General features: G+C 42.2%; 14 protein-coding genes. 1 reads left to right on the top strand and 13 read right to left on the bottom strand.

Annotated elements, in window-relative coordinates; genetic code table 11:
* Positions 1-108: 108 nt before the first annotated feature.
* The 11 genes from codY to folP form a co-directional block, all read right to left on the bottom strand.
* The gene (codY, locus tag SALPA_RS22755) at positions 109-882 is read right to left on the bottom strand and encodes a GTP-sensing pleiotropic transcriptional regulator CodY (RefSeq protein WP_145099392.1); all 774 of its coding nucleotides are present in this window, start codon (positions 880-882) and stop codon (positions 109-111) included.
* A 36-nt stretch (positions 883-918) separates the two neighbouring features.
* Complete coding sequence (gene hslU / locus SALPA_RS22750; RefSeq protein ID WP_145099389.1) at positions 919-2,316, bottom strand: ATP-dependent protease ATPase subunit HslU; 1,398 nt, start codon at positions 2,314-2,316, stop codon at positions 919-921.
* A 20-nt stretch (positions 2,317-2,336) separates the two neighbouring features.
* On the bottom strand, positions 2,337-2,867 hold the full coding sequence (gene hslV, locus SALPA_RS22745) for an ATP-dependent protease subunit HslV (RefSeq protein ID WP_145099386.1): 531 nt from the start codon (positions 2,865-2,867) through the stop codon (positions 2,337-2,339).
* A 20-nt stretch (positions 2,868-2,887) separates the two neighbouring features.
* The gene (gene xerA, locus SALPA_RS22740; RefSeq protein ID WP_255451309.1) at positions 2,888-3,847 is read right to left on the bottom strand and encodes a site-specific tyrosine recombinase/integron integrase; all 960 of its coding nucleotides are present in this window, start codon (positions 3,845-3,847) and stop codon (positions 2,888-2,890) included.
* A gap of 95 nt (positions 3,848-3,942) precedes the next feature.
* Entirely contained in the window at positions 3,943-5,238 is a 1,296-nt protein-coding gene (gene trmFO, locus SALPA_RS22735) for a methylenetetrahydrofolate--tRNA-(uracil(54)-C(5))-methyltransferase (FADH(2)-oxidizing) TrmFO (RefSeq protein ID WP_145099379.1), read from the bottom strand.
* Positions 5,231-7,429 carry a type I DNA topoisomerase gene (gene topA / locus SALPA_RS22730; protein WP_145099377.1) on the bottom strand — a complete coding sequence of 733 codons (2,199 nt, stop codon included), beginning with the start codon at positions 7,427-7,429 and terminating at the stop codon, positions 5,231-5,233. Before topA ends, trmFO begins: the two co-directional genes overlap by 8 nt.
* Positions 7,426-8,511 (bottom strand): DNA-processing protein DprA, encoded by a 1,086-nt coding sequence (dprA, locus tag SALPA_RS22725; RefSeq protein ID WP_145099374.1) that lies wholly within the window; start codon positions 8,509-8,511, stop codon positions 7,426-7,428. The genes topA and dprA overlap by 4 nt, the downstream gene beginning before the upstream one ends.
* A gap of 105 nt (positions 8,512-8,616) precedes the next feature.
* Positions 8,617-9,783: a glycosyltransferase gene (locus SALPA_RS22720; RefSeq protein ID WP_255451308.1), complete on the bottom strand. Its 1,167-nt coding sequence runs from the start codon at positions 9,781-9,783 to the stop codon at positions 8,617-8,619.
* The gene (gene folK / locus SALPA_RS22715; protein ID WP_145099371.1) at positions 9,776-10,300 is read right to left on the bottom strand and encodes a 2-amino-4-hydroxy-6-hydroxymethyldihydropteridine diphosphokinase; all 525 of its coding nucleotides are present in this window, start codon (positions 10,298-10,300) and stop codon (positions 9,776-9,778) included. Before folK ends, SALPA_RS22720 begins: the two co-directional genes overlap by 8 nt.
* On the bottom strand, positions 10,297-10,665 hold the full coding sequence (gene folB, locus SALPA_RS22710; RefSeq protein ID WP_145099368.1) for a dihydroneopterin aldolase: 369 nt from the start codon (positions 10,663-10,665) through the stop codon (positions 10,297-10,299). The genes folK and folB overlap by 4 nt, the downstream gene beginning before the upstream one ends.
* Before the next feature lie 11 nt (positions 10,666-10,676).
* Positions 10,677-11,879, bottom strand: a complete 1,203-nt coding sequence (folP, locus tag SALPA_RS22705; protein WP_145099365.1) for a dihydropteroate synthase — start codon at positions 11,877-11,879, stop codon at positions 10,677-10,679.
* A gap of 122 nt (positions 11,880-12,001) precedes the next feature.
* Here folP and SALPA_RS22700 point away from each other — a divergent pair, with 122 nt between their 5' ends.
* Positions 12,002-13,054, top strand: a complete 1,053-nt coding sequence (locus tag SALPA_RS22700; protein WP_145099361.1) for a nicotinate phosphoribosyltransferase — start codon at positions 12,002-12,004, stop codon at positions 13,052-13,054.
* A gap of 73 nt (positions 13,055-13,127) precedes the next feature.
* Here SALPA_RS22700 and SALPA_RS22695 read toward each other — a convergent pair whose 3' ends face one another.
* Positions 13,128-13,889, bottom strand: a complete 762-nt coding sequence (locus SALPA_RS22695; RefSeq protein ID WP_145099358.1) for a YgcG family protein — start codon at positions 13,887-13,889, stop codon at positions 13,128-13,130.
* A 23-nt stretch (positions 13,890-13,912) separates the two neighbouring features.
* On the bottom strand, positions 13,913-14,467 hold the full coding sequence (locus SALPA_RS22690; RefSeq protein ID WP_145099355.1) for a LemA family protein: 555 nt from the start codon (positions 14,465-14,467) through the stop codon (positions 13,913-13,915).

Genomic DNA, 14,467 nt, shown 5'->3' with positions numbered 1-14,467 from the left:
AGATGACTCCTGTTCATTACAGGAATCATCTTTTTTAAGCTACATAGTCTTTTTTACTATCCTTACCATAGGGTATATATTACTCTCAATAACTGGATTTTTTATGAATTATTTTTTTAGTTTTTGCAATTCTTCTAATAATCGTTCGTTAAGAACTTTTATATATGTTCCTTTCATTCCGAGCGACTTGGATTCAATCACACCTGCACTTTCAAACTTACGTAACGCATTGACGATTACGGAGCGGGTAATACCAACACGGTCGGCAATTTTACTGGCAACCAACAAGCCTTCATTGCCTTCAAGTTCGTTTAATATATGCATAACTGCTTCTAATTCCGAATAAGATAATGTTCCCAGTGCTACTTGCACAGTAGCCTTTTTTCTAGCTTCTTCTTCAATTTTTTCACTGCGGTCTCTGAGCATTTCCATGCCAACAACCGTTCCACCGTATTCAGCCAATATTAAATCATCATCAACAAATTCAACACTAAATTTAGCTACAATTAATGTTCCTATACGTTCCCCTACGCCATGGATAGGAACAATGGTAGTAAATTTATCGTTAAATAAGCAATTGGTTTCTGCGCTAAAACTACATAATCCGCCTTCCAAACGAAGGTTAGGTGATGTCTGCTCAATCTTGCGCAACCATGCTACATACCGTTCAGGAAACTGTCCTGTTTGAAGCACTTTATCCCGCATGAGATCACACTCAAAATCATCAAGTAATGCATAGCCCAAAATACTACCATCTTTGTTAACAATATAGACGTTAGCCGCCATAACGGTGCTAAGCACTGTCGCAACTTCACTATATTCAACTTTTTCTGATTTCTGAAGCAACTTATTAATAGTACGTGTACGTTCTAATAATGACATTTACTATTCCCACCTTCCATAATGTGAAACAAAAAGCTATAAAATGTAATGACTTAGATCTTGATTGATAACTATATGATCTAATTTGGATTTAACATATTCACGATTAATAATGACCTGCTTTTCAGCAACATCAGGCGCATCAAAGGCTAGATCTTCCAAAAGTTTTTCTAGAATAGTGTGTAATCGCCGGGCACCAATGTTTTCAGTTTGGCTATTCACTCTACAAGCGATATCAGCCAATTCATCAATAGCGTCCTCGGTAAACTCAACTTTAACCTCTTCCGTTTCCAACAGGCTAATATATTGTTTGATAAGTGCATTAGCCGGTTCAGTCAGTATTTGCCGAAAGTCCTCTTTGGATAAATTAGTTAGTTCAACCCTAATGGGAAAACGCCCCTGCAGCTCTGGTATCAAGTCAGAAGGCTTCGAAACATGGAACGCACCTGCAGCAATAAACAAAACATGATCAGTTTTTACAGGACCATATTTAGTAACAATTGTGGAGCCCTCAACAATCGGCAAGATGTCACGTTGAACACCCTCGCGTGAAACATCAGGTCCTGAACTTTGACCTCTGCCAGAAATCTTATCAATTTCATCCAAAAAGATAATCCCATAGTTTTCGGCTACATCAATAGCGCAAGTAATCACTTCATCCATATCAATCAACTTTTGCGCTTCTTCTTGCGTAAAAATTTTTCGGGCATTGGCTACTGTTACTTTACGTTTCTTCTGTTTCTTTGGTAGTAAATTACCAAGCATATCTTGTATATTCATGCCCATTTCTTCAATTCCAGTCCCAGCAAACATTCCCATCACTGGTTGAGCGCCATCTTCTACTGTTATTTCAAGCAATTCTTCTTCAAGTTCACCGTTAAGCAGGCGTTTACGCCACCATTCACGGCCTGTGTTTACTACTTGCGGCTCCGCTTCTACTTCTGGTGGTTTATCTTGACTTGTTCCGATCCCCCCGGAGAACAGCATTTCAAATGGATTTCGGGACGATTCTTTTTTTGCTGGCGGAACAAACTGATCAAGAATGCGCTCCTCTGCCAATTCCTTGGCCTTGTCATTAACTTCCAGCATCTTTTGGTGCTTAACCATGCGAATGGATGTTTCAACTAAATCACGCACCATGGATTCGACATCACGACCAACATAGCCTATTTCTGTAAACTTAGTTGCTTCAACTTTTACAAAAGGCGCGTTGACAAGTTTGGCTAAGCGGCGGGCAATTTCAGTTTTGCCAACTCCTGTAGGACCAATCATCAAAATATTTTTAGGGATAATTTCTTCTTTAAGTTCTGCAGGCAGTTTCTTACTACGCCAGCGATTTCTGAGTGCCACAGCTACTGATTTTTTTGCTTGCTGCTGACCAATTATATATTTATTCAATTCCTTGACTATTTCTTTTGGCGTAAGTTCCAGCAAAATCATCCCCCCTTTTTTTCTTATAACTCTTCGACCGTAATATGGTCATTCGTATACACACAAATGTTGGAAGCAATTTCGAGCGCCGTGCGCACAATATCGGCGGCACTTAATGGAGAATGCTGTACTAAAGCTCTGGCAGCAGCAAGTGCATAAGGTCCGCCAGAACCAATCGCAGTAACACCGTCATCTGGTTCAATTACTTCACCATTGCCAGATATAATAAGCAGATGGTTATCATCAATTACAATAAGCAGCGCTTCCAGTCGTCTCAGCACTCTGTCCTGGCGCCACTCTTTCGCAAGTTCGACAGCTGCTCTCATCATATTGCCATTGAACTCTTCCAGTTTTCCTTCAAACTTCTCAAATAGCGTAAACGCATCAGCCACTGAGCCGGCAAATCCAGCTAATACTTTACCGTGATATAAACGGCGGACCTTTTTTGCATTGTGCTTCATTATTGTATTTTGACCAAAGGTAACTTGTCCGTCACCGGCAATAGCCGTCTTCCCCTGATGACGAACAGCAACAATTGTTGTGGCATGAAACATGATATCACCTCCCAGGAAAATCAAGCACGCGGATGAAACTTCCTGTAATTTTCTTTAAGTCTTTCGGTAGTTACATTAATATAAAGCTGGGTAGTAGACAAAGTAACATGACCTAAAAGTTCCTGCACAGTCCCTAGGTCAGCACCATTGTCTAATAGATGGGTCGCAAAAGTGTGACGAAGGGTATGGGGACTGACGTTTTTTTTAATTGCCATTACCTCAACATACTTATCAACAATTCTTCGAACGCTCCTGTCAGTGAGTGGCCCTCCCCGGTTATTTACAAATACATAGTTATGAACCTTATCTATTTGATGACCATATTCTCCTGGATTCGCACATAACCTAGGGCGTGCACTGGACAAATAAAGTTCCAAAACTTCAACCGCCGTCCGACCCATCAAGACAATTCGCTGTTTAGCACCTTTACCAGATACAATAATTGCCCGTCCAGAGAGATCAATATCTGGCAGAGTAATTCCAGTAAGTTCACTGACCTGTATCCCTGTTGCATATAGCATTTCCAAGACAGCTTTATCACGAATGCCTAGCAAATTGTTGTCTGGCAAAGTGATTAATTCACGAATTTCGTTAATGTCAAGAAAAACAGGCAATTTTTTGTCCAATTTTGGTGTTCTAACCGCTTTACAGGGATTTTCCTTTAAAACATTTTCCCGGCATAAAAATCTGAAAAACGACCTAAGCGCCGCAATCCGTCGCATAATGGTCGCTTTGGCATACTGCTTTGATTTTAAGAACGCCAGATAACTGCGGATTATAAGCGGATTGATATCAATAAACAGCGCCACACCACTATCCTGGTTATCAACAAATCCCACAAACTGCCAAATATCACGTTGATAGTTGTGAATAGTATGTTGAGAAGCATTTTTTTCAAGTTTTAGGTACAAGACAAACCTTTCTACTAATTGGGCAACTCCATCAAATGCTTCGCCTTTTGAAAACATTTTTTTTATCATTCTTTCCGACAATATTTACTCTTATGCTATTCTGGCGGAAATTACTATTATACTAACACACTTGATACAATTCCGCAATATTATTGTCATATTATTCAAATAAATTCTCGTAATGCCGCCAATGCTCTGTTGGCAATGGTTTGATTCTTGACCTTCTTATCTTTAATCTTATGCACTAGTGGCGGAAGCAGACCAAAATTTATATTCATCGGTTGAAAATGTGTCGGATCAGCTTGTGTAATGTAATGACACAAAGCGCCATGGGCAGTTTGTTTGGGAAACACCTGCAGTTCAAGGCCTTGCAATAGCCTACTGGCATTAATTCCAGCTACTAGACCGCTTGCTGCTGATTCAACATAGCCTTCAACACCAGTAATTTGACCGGCGAAGAATACCTGCGGCTGCGCTTTCATTTGCAAGGTAGGCAACAAAATCTGCGGTGAGTTAATAAAAGTATTCCGATGCATTACCCCATAGCGGACAAAATCCGCATTCTCCAAACCAGGAATAAGTCTGAAGACACGCTGCTGTTCAGGCCATTGTAGGTGGGTTTGAAAACCAACCATATTATAAAGTGTTGCCGAACGGTTGTCTTGCCTTAGTTGGACTACAGCATATGGCATTTCGCCGGTCTCTGGATGCCGCAAGCCAACAGGCTTCATTGGGCCAAAGCGCATGGTATCAATCCCGCGGGTAGCCATGGTCTCTATCGGCATACACCCTTCGAAAACTACTATCTTTTCGAAGTCTTTGACTGGTGCGGCCTGAGCACAGGTAATTTCCTGCCAAAACAGTTCATATTGTTCTTTGGTCATGGGGCAATTTAGATAGTCGTCGTCCCCTTTGCCATAGCGAGAAGCCCGGTAAATTATATCCATATTAAGTGAATCAGCGGTAACGATAGGCGCCGCCGCGTCATAAAAATAGAGATATTCATTGCCAGTGAGACCCGCAATGGCAGTGGATAAGCCTGGAGAAGTAAGTGGCCCAGTCGCAATAATTAAGGGACGATCAGCAGGTATTTCCAGCACCTCAGTATGTTTAACCGCTATCCGTGGATGGCTGCTGAGTGTATTGGTAATCATCTCACTAAAATCATTGCGATCGACTGCCAACGCCCCGCCTGCGGGTACACAGTGAGCATCAGCCGCTTTCATAATTAATGAATTTAGTATTCTCATTTCCTCTTTTAAAAGACCTACCGCATTTTCTATTGCGGCCCCTCTAAGCGAGTTGCTGCAAACTAGTTCAGCAAATAAAGCGGTATGATGAGCCGGGGTCATCACCTTAGGACGCATTTCATATAAGTCCACATCAATTCCGGCTTCGGCCAGTTGCCAAGCAGCCTCACTGCCAGCCAAGCCAGCTCCTAGTATAGTGACTTTATCCATTATTTTTCCTCCGGTTAGCTGCAGGTTTCTTTTTCGCCTTTGCCTGTACTTCTTTTTCTTCTACGTTCGCAGCGGTTTCAGCGCTATCAGCGGCTTGACGGGACGAACAGTTCTCATTACTGCAAATGCTAGAAAAACCACCATTTTTAAATTTATGTCTGATCATATATGCCCCACATACTTGGCAATTCTCTTTTAATGGCATATCCCAGGTATTAAAATCACATTCCGGATATTTCTCACAGCCGTAAAAGACTCGCCGGCGTTTAGTATGACGTTCAACAATAGAACCGCCGCATTTTGGACACTTAACACCAGTATCTTTTAAAATTGGCTTAGTATTGCGGCAAGCCGGGAAACCGGGGCATGCTAAGAAATTACCATATCGTCCTTGTTTAACGACCATCATCTGACCACAATTTTCACAGGGAACATCAGATACTTCGACAGGTAATTCGACATGGCCAATCGCTTCTTCTGCCAAACTTAGATCCTGCGCAAAAGGGGCATAAAATTCTTCTAATACAGTTAACCAAGAGACATCACCTTCGGCAATATCGTCTAACTTATCTTCCATTCCAGCAGTAAATTCAACATCTAGAATTTTATTAAAGTATTGCTTTAGAAGGTCAAGTACCAGAAATCCCAGTTCGGTAGGATGAAATTTTTTCTCAATTCTCTCGACATAACCCCGGTCAACAATTGTCTCAATTGTTGGTGCATAGGTGCTGGGACGTCCAATTCCTTTTTCCTCTAAGACTTTGACTAAGGATGCCTCTGTGTAGCGGGGCGGTGGTTCGGTAAAATGTTGTTTAGGGTCTAGTTTGTTAAGTTTCAACACTTGTCCTGCTAGTAATGCAGGTAAAGTGGTTTCTTTATCTAAATCACTATCAGCAGTTTGTTCTACCTCTTTACTCTTACCAATTGCACCACTAAAAGCGGCTAAAAATCCCGGGAATTTTATTTGTGATCCAGTAGATCTGAGTTTATATCTTCCAGCAGTAATCTCGATAGTAAGTGTATCATAAATCGCAGGTGTCATCTGACTAGCTATGAATCTTTCCCAGACAAGTGTATAGAGCTTTAATTGATCTTTGTTCAAGCTAGTGCCAACGGCATCTGGAGTTAGTTCCAGGGTGGTTGGCCTGACAGCCTCATGGGCATCCTGAGATTTTTTATTAGCGTAGGTTGGTGCCTTCGCCGGCAAATAATTTAACCCAAATTTCTTCTCAACATAATTTCTAGCTTCCTGTTGAGCAATCTCAGCCACGCGGGTAGAATCGGTACGCATATAGGTAATAAGACCAACTTGCCCCATACGACCAATGGTAAGCCCTTCATACAATTGTTGCGCAATTATCATGGTTTTACGGGAAGTAAATCCCAATTTACGGGCAGCCTCTTGCTGCAAACTACTGGTAGTAAAGGGCGGTTGAGGATTACGCTTTCTTTCCCGTTTTTTAACATCACTCACTATGTATTCTGCTTGAATCAACTCGCTGACAATGCTTTGGGCTTGCAGCTCGCTATTAATAGCACTTTTTTGACCATCAATAGCTACTAATTCAGCATCAAACGCTTTTGAATTCGTCTTTTCTTTAAGTTTAGCTATTATCGTCCAATATTCTTCCGGAGTAAATGCCTGTATCTCTTTTTCTCTATCACAAATTAGCCTGACAGCAACTGACTGTACCCGGCCAGCACTTAATCCCTTACGCACTTTCCGCCACAAAAGTGGACTCAGCTTATAGCCCACTATCCGGTCTAGAATTCGCCTGGCTTGTTGGGCATAAACCCGCGGCAAATTAATGGGGCGTGGGTTTTTGACAGCTTGCTGAATAGCCGTTTTTGTAATCTCGTTAAATTCAATCCGGCAGGTAGTTTGCTCTGGAATATTGAGGATGTGCGCCAAATGCCATGCAATAGCTTCCCCTTCGCGATCCGGGTCTGTCGCCAGATAAACAATATCGGCATTTTTGGCTGCTCCTTTTAGGCTTTTTATAAGATCGCCTTTACCTCGGATATTAATATACTTTGGTTCAAAGCCATTTTCAAGATTAACACCAAATTGACTTTTAGGCAAATCACGTAAATGTCCCATAGAGGCTTTGACTGTATAATTTTTCCCAAGAAACTTTTCTATTGTCTTGGCTTTAGCCGGGGATTCTACTACAACTAGAGCTTTGCTCACTTATTTCCCTCCCTGGCGGTACAGGTATAGCGCTGACCGCTATGTTCGACCGTCAAACCCCTTAATGATAGTTGCAATACTATATATGCAGCCGTTGCCGGCAATACATTCAATTTCATTACAATTTCTTCAATTCCTATAGGCTCTTCATAATTTAGTAAACTATACACTTGCTGTTCTTCCGGAGAAAGTTCAGGCTCAGCTTGCTTACCCTTAACTTTCTCCCAACCATACTCTTCTAAGATGTCCATTGCACTATCTACTAGCTTAGCTCCCTGTTTTATAAGACGGTTTGTTCCTTTACTATTATCTGCAAAAATTCCGCCAGGCACAGCAAAAACATCTCTGCCTTCTTCTAGCGCGAAATCAGCTGTTATCAGCGCTCCACTTTTTTCTGCAGCTTCTACGACAATAACACCACGCGCAAGACCATTAATAATACGGTTGCGGGCTGGAAAATGCCCTGGGTGAGCAATAACACCAGGTGCATATTCCGAGAGTATTACTCCTCTTTCAGCAATACTGGCTAACAGTTTGGCGTTCTCTGGCGGATACGCAATATCCACGCCTGAGCCAAGCACGGCAACTGTATAGCCTTGTTCCAACACACCTAGATGAGCGGCTGTATCAATCCCTCTGGCAGCCCCGCTAACAATACCTACTTGGGCAGTTGCTAATGCTGCTGCCAGCATACCTGCAACATTTTTCCCATAAGTTGTGGCTTTACGCGAGCCTACAATAGCTACTAGCTTATCATTTACCGGTAACGTACCGCGGTAATATAGAACATATGGCGGATTAAAGGTGTTACGAAGCAGGATGGGATAGTTTTTATCCAACAAACAGCAGAGACCAATTTGTTTTTTTGTTAATGATTCAGCTAGTTTATATATATCTATCTTATCCCGCTGACCAAGTAAATTATTATAGACTGTGTTATCAAGACACTTGGATAAAAATAAATCGCCCTGGTCAGCCAACCAAGCCTGCCGGGCGCTACCAAAATAATCAACCAAGGCCTTAATGCGTGAACTGCCAATACCTGGTACCATCTGCAACGCAGCCAAGTAAAATTGTTCCATATCCAGTTCCTCCACATTTAGCTAACATTGAAACGCCAATAGCACATAGTAAATACTTGGAAAATTGTAGGTAATAGCAATTATACCTGGAATAAAATCTAAAGGTCAAGGGCCTAAGGACCTATTTTTAAGATTTTTTATAATAATTCTGCTTTTTTTACAATAATTTAATAATAATTTAGCAATATCTGCAGCTGCATTAGGTCGACCAAGTAACCCGGCCTGCTGACGTAACGCGGATAAATCATCATTATCCTCAAATAGTAACCGGGTTAAAATGGCTTGCAATTCTGGTAGAGAATCTGCCCTGAGAGCAACATGGCTTGCTAATAAAAACTGTGTGTTTGCTTCTTCCTGTCCCGGTATAGGACGGAAAATAACAAGTGGCACCGCCTTGGTCAGAGCTTCTGCTGAGCTCATCCCACCAGGTTTGGATATTAATAAATCGGCAACACTCATATACTCGTGTACATTATCGATATAACCCAGAACCTTGACTGGATGCTTGGCAGCTGCTGCAATTTGAACAAGTTCCCTGTAAAGCGACTGGTTTTTTCCCGCTATAGCAATAAGCTGTAATGGTCTGTCAATTTGATTACATAAATTTAGTATTTCATCTATTGGTAAAACGCCTGCACCGCCGCCCATAATCATAATATTCTTGCGGCCTGGAGAAAGTTTAAGCTTAGCCATTAGCTCCTCTGTACTATTTGTTTGACTAAACTTATTGCTAACAGGTATTCCTGTAACGGCAATGGAGTCAGCAGCAATGCCATACTGACGTAAATAATCAGCCAGAGCAAGGTGAGCTACAAAATAGTAATCTATTTCAGGGTATACCCATAGACGGTGAACAACAAAATCGGTAACGATAGCTACTGTTGGAACAGTAACCAGCCCCTTTTTCTTTAGCCATGCCACTAGTCCTGCCGGAGTTGCATGAGTACATACAATAACTGCCGGCTGAAACTCATTAATATAATTTAGCATGCGTTTAGCAAGAAATCGACTAATTAACTCTCGTCCAAACAGCGCCATACGGCTTTGGTTCCCCCAGCCATAGGCAGCTCCATAGAGCACAGGAAAAGCAGTAAGTATTTTTAAGTATATTGTAAGTATTGCCTGACCAATAGCGGAGGGAAAGAAATCAAATACATTGCATAACTCAGTTTCACATCCATGCTTCATCGTAAGAATCTGACTGACTGCCTGCGCTGCCCTGATATGACCTGCGCCTATCGGGGCGCTGATAAATAAAATTCGCTTACTCAAGCGTAGCCGCCTGCTCAGAAGGATATATTGCACCATATACATTGACTTGGCTGTCATCAATTGTGGACATCAGCAGGTCTTGTGCAGTCTTTCCTTTGTATACTGCTATATGGCCTGCAATCTCCGCTAACGGAATTAAGACGAATTTTCTCTCAGGCATGCGCGGATGCGGGAGTTCAAGCACAGTAGTAGTCATCTCTACGTCATGATATACCAAAAGATCAATGTCAATGTTACGCGGACCCCAGCGAACTTCTCGAACCCTTCCCATTTGTCGTTCCGTTTCCAGGCAAATGGAAAGCAGTTCTAGCGGCTGCAAATCAGTATTAATAGCAATCACTGCATTGAGAAAACTAGGCTGCTCTTTTAAACCCACCGGTTCCGTCTCATATAATAAAGATAGTTTTTCAATCGAAATTCTGGGATGATTACCTAACAGTCTGATTGCAGTAGCAATATTTTCTTCCCTGGTATGCATAGTATTGCTGATATTAGAACCCAGTCCCAAAACGATCATTGTTCACGTCTCCGCACAGACTCAACTTCCACATAATCAAGTGCTGCCGCAATTGGCACCGAGGGTTTGCGCACCCGTACGATCACTTCTTCCACAAGGGGGTGCAGCCGCAAAACCTCTCCGCCAATATGGTAGGTTAATGCTTCTAAAAGCTGAAAACGATTGTTTTCTACGATCTCTTTAGTTTGGTTATAGATAGATACATAGTCTACCGTCTCTTGCAGGTTATCGCTTTTGCCAGCCTGGCTTAAATCAGCCTTCATGTCAAGATCAACATAAAAACGCTGTCCTAACTCCCGTTCAAATTCATATACCCCGTGAAAGCCGTAAAACACCATGTTTTTTAAAGATACTCTATGACTCACTTTGACTCCCCCTACTTGTATTTCGCATTGAGCATTGCATCGGTCATACGAGCAATGCGGGCGATGGCTTTTACATCATGTACTCTAACAATATTTGCACCTTTAGTAATTCCTAATGCTACAGTAGCAGCTGTTCCTTCCACTCTGTCATTAGCTGGAGCATCTAATATATCGCCTATAAAGCGTTTACGCGAAGTACCTAAAAGTACCGGGCAACCAAGCGACTTAAGTTCGTCTAGGCGGGCCATGATAACTAGATTGTCTGAAGCCTTTTTGACAAAACCGATACCTGGATCTACAATAAAGTTATCTGGCTCTATGCCAGCAGTCTCACCAATCTGCATACTATGCCGTAAAAATTCCAGCATATGAGACATAATATCCCTTTGATACTCAGCCTCGCCTTGATTATACATAATAACTACAGGAACATTATACTCGGCTGCTACTTTAGCCATTTCAGGGTCAAACTGCAGACCCCAGATATCATTGATAATATGCGCACCCGCTTTTAGCGTTTCCCTGGCAACACTGGCTTTATAAGTATCTATAGAAACCGGTATACTAAAGGTCTCCAGAACTTTTTCTACTATCGGCATTAGCCTTTCCAGTTCTTCTTCAGCCGAAATTTTATGCGAACCGTATGGCCTGGTCGATTCGGCACCAATGTCAATGATATCAGCACCATCTTTAATCATTTGTTCGACATGTTTTAAGGCAACATCTATATTGTTAAACTTCCCGCCATCGGAAAAGGAATCTGGTGTAAAGTTCAAAATACCCATAATCAAGGTTTTTTCCGGAGAAATTGCTAGCGTATGCGCCCCTAGCTTATAATTACGCTGGGGAAATTTTTCGTCAACCGCTATTATCGCTTCCAATTCCTCAGCTAATTTTTTCAGTCCCCATGGTTGAACTTTCAGTTGGGGAATACACTGTTTGAAATGTTTTAAGCTACCGCTTAGCAGTACATCCGTATATTGGCTGCTATAATCAGCTGCTCCTCTTGAGACTGAGGCCTCACCGCCTTTAGAAAGAAATGTCTGCTTTAAAATAAGCGCAGCCTTGCTTACTACATTCTCAACTTTTATAGTCTTATAAACAGCCTTATTTGACATAATAGCTGCTCCAGCGGGATCACAATTAACCCTTGCCACTTCTTTTTGAGCCTGCTCCCGGTTTTTTATTTCAATTATTCGCATATTATACTGCATTAGCACCCTCCCCTATTGCGGAAAAATATGATTTTATTGTATCATAAAATCATGTAGAATAAAGATTATTATGCAAATTTTAGAGAATTATCATTAGATTTGCAATATCTAGGAGGCATATTATGAGACAACGCCTATCGCCTGATCATTTTAATCTCCCTGTTGAACAGATAAAAAGTGGCTATTTCAGCGACAGTTATTTTTTACGCACCCAAGAAATTCTAATCAAAGACAACCACCGTCCCCGAGTAGTAATGCAAGTGTTTCAGCGTCAACAGGCCATTATATGTGGTATTGATGAGGCTATTGCCATTATTAAGAAATGCGCCCATGATCCTGACAATTTAGTTATTCATGCCTTGTATGACGGCGATCCGATTGCCCCCTGGGAAACTGTTATGACTATTGAGGGCGATTTGGCAAATTTTTCGCATCTAGAAACTGTTTATCTGGGTTCACTCTCCCGCCAAAGTAAAATTGCCACTAATGTGCAGCGGGTAGTACAAGCGGCTAATGGTAAACCAGTTTTATTTTTCCCTTCACGGTTTGATCATTATGCTGTCCAGGAATCCGACGGTTATGCGGCTCACATTGGCGGTGTATTTGGTGTTTCTACGCCTGCTAATGGCTCACTCTGGGGCGCTGATGCACTTGGCACCATTCCTCATGCTTTAATTTCTGCTTATGGCGGCGATACTGTACGGGCCACCAAAGCCTTTGATACCCATACAGATCGAAAAATAGGCCGAGTAGCGCTTATCGATTTTTCCAATGACTGCGTTGCAACAGCTTTGGCCGTAGCCAGAGAAATGGGTGATACTTTAGGGGGGGTTCGCCTTGATACTGCTGATACCCTTGTTGATGCTTCGGTACTCCCTTATATGGGTACATTTAAACCTACTGGTGTCTGCGCACAACTGGTTTTAAATGTCCGTCAGGCTCTTGACCGTGAGGGATTTACTCATGTAAGGATCATGGTATCTGGCGGTTTTAACACTGAGCGCATCAAGCAGTTTGAGGCGGCTAATGTGCCTGTTGACGTTTATGCTGTTGGCAGTAGTTTATTTAATGATAATATCAACTTCACGGCAGATGTAGTTATGGTAGATGGTCAACCTTGTGGTAAAGTTGGCCGAAGTTACCGTCCAAATCCCCGTCTTGCTTTGGTAAAATAATAGTGAACAAAAAGGTGAAGCAACCAGATCGGTTGCTTCACCTTTTTTTGTCTTTTTTGTTCACTATTATTAATTACCACTTTCGGCTCGAGCCGCCACCACCACCGGAACCACCGCCATAGCCGCCACCGGAACCTCCACCACCGCCACCACGAAATCGCAGTAAGGAAAGAATAAGATAGGTAACGCTTCCGCCTAGAAATAGCCAATCACAGATAAATAACGCCAATGCTCCTGCTACTAGTGCAAGCTGTGCCCACCATGGCAGAGTATCTAGCCAAGATTGATTGGCAATAGACTGTGCCTTAGCTGGCTTGGCATCAGTACTTATATCCAGATTATACTCTTTAGCTGTTATATTAACTAACGCCTGATAGCCATTCCAAATACCTTTATTATAATCATTGGCGGCAAAATAGGGTATCATATACGTATCTTGAATGGCACCTGTTTTGGCATCATTAAGAGCACCTTCCAAGCCATAACCTACTTCTATCCTGGATTGCCGGTCATTTACAGCAACTAACAGTAGCACACCGTTATTTAACTGTTTATCACCAATACCCCACTGTCTTAGTACCTCCAAGGCATACGTCTCCACTGGGGTTTCCTCAAGAGACTTGACTGTCAATACCACAATTTGTGCTTTGGTTTTAGCCGCCAGCTTACTGCCTAAGCTATTAATTTTGCTCTTGGTTTCAGAATCCAGTACGCCAGCATGGTCTTGAACATATATACTCTGCGTCGGTGCCGGAGGAATTTGAGGCTGAGCCCAAGCACTTGCTGCTAGTAATATATACCCTACCAGAACTAGCCAAGCTAACCTTTTATTCATAAGCTATCCCCTCGCTTGGCCAATTAGAATTTAACCTGTGGAACTTGTTTTGCACCTTCTTCAGCTTTAAAATATTCTTTGGGTCCAAAACCCATCATGCCAGCAAACAGACTTGTTGGCAGGGAACGTATTTTTACATTATAGCCTTGCACAGCATCATTATAATCTTTTCGGGCCACGGCAATCCGGTTTTCGGTACCACTAAGTTCGTCCATAAGTGCCCGGAAATTTTGGTCAGCTTTAAGATTTGGATAATTCTCGACGACAACCAATAGTCTGCTGAGAGCTGAATTCAGTTCAGCATTTGCCTCTGCCTTACCAACCGGGCCTTGTGCTCCTGTCAGCTTTGCACGTGCATCAGCTACAGCCTGAATTGCCTGTTGTTCATGGGCAGCATACCCTTTCACAGTATTAACCAAATTAGGAATCAAATCGGCTCGACGCTGCAGTTGGTTTTCAATCTGACTCCACTTACCATTAACACTTTCATTCATGCTAACCAGCGTGTTATAACTAAACACAGCGCTTACCAGCAACACCCCAACTATAGCAATAACAACCCACACTGTCTTATTCAT

It is taken from the genome of Sporomusa sp. KB1 (assembly GCF_007830295.1).
GTDB lineage: Bacteria > Bacillota > Negativicutes > Sporomusales > Sporomusaceae > Sporomusa.
This window is presented reverse-complemented; position numbering and strand designations above follow the sequence as displayed.

Excerpts from the sequence above, each read along its gene's own strand:
- codY (WP_145099392.1), bottom strand. The coding sequence starts at position 882 with ATGTCATTATTAGAACGTACACGTACTATTAATAAGTTGCTTCAGAAA.
- hslV (WP_145099386.1), bottom strand. The coding sequence starts at position 2,867 with ATGTTTCATGCCACAACAATTGTTGCTGTTCGTCATCAGGGGAAGACG.
- xerA (WP_255451309.1), bottom strand. The coding sequence starts at position 3,847 with ATGATAAAAAAAATGTTTTCAAAAGGCGAAGCATTTGATGGAGTTGCC.
- trmFO (WP_145099379.1), bottom strand. The coding sequence starts at position 5,238 with ATGGATAAAGTCACTATACTAGGAGCTGGCTTGGCTGGCAGTGAGGCT.
- dprA (WP_145099374.1), bottom strand. The coding sequence starts at position 8,511 with ATGGAACAATTTTACTTGGCTGCGTTGCAGATGGTACCAGGTATTGGC.
- folK (WP_145099371.1), bottom strand. The coding sequence starts at position 10,300 with ATGATCGTTTTGGGACTGGGTTCTAATATCAGCAATACTATGCATACC.
- folP (WP_145099365.1), bottom strand. The coding sequence starts at position 11,879 with ATGCAGTATAATATGCGAATAATTGAAATAAAAAACCGGGAGCAGGCT.
- SALPA_RS22700 (WP_145099361.1), top strand. The coding sequence starts at position 12,002 with ATGAGACAACGCCTATCGCCTGATCATTTTAATCTCCCTGTTGAACAG.
- SALPA_RS22695 (WP_145099358.1), bottom strand. The coding sequence starts at position 13,889 with ATGAATAAAAGGTTAGCTTGGCTAGTTCTGGTAGGGTATATATTACTA.
- SALPA_RS22690 (WP_145099355.1), bottom strand. The coding sequence starts at position 14,467 with ATGAATAAGACAGTGTGGGTTGTTATTGCTATAGTTGGGGTGTTGCTG.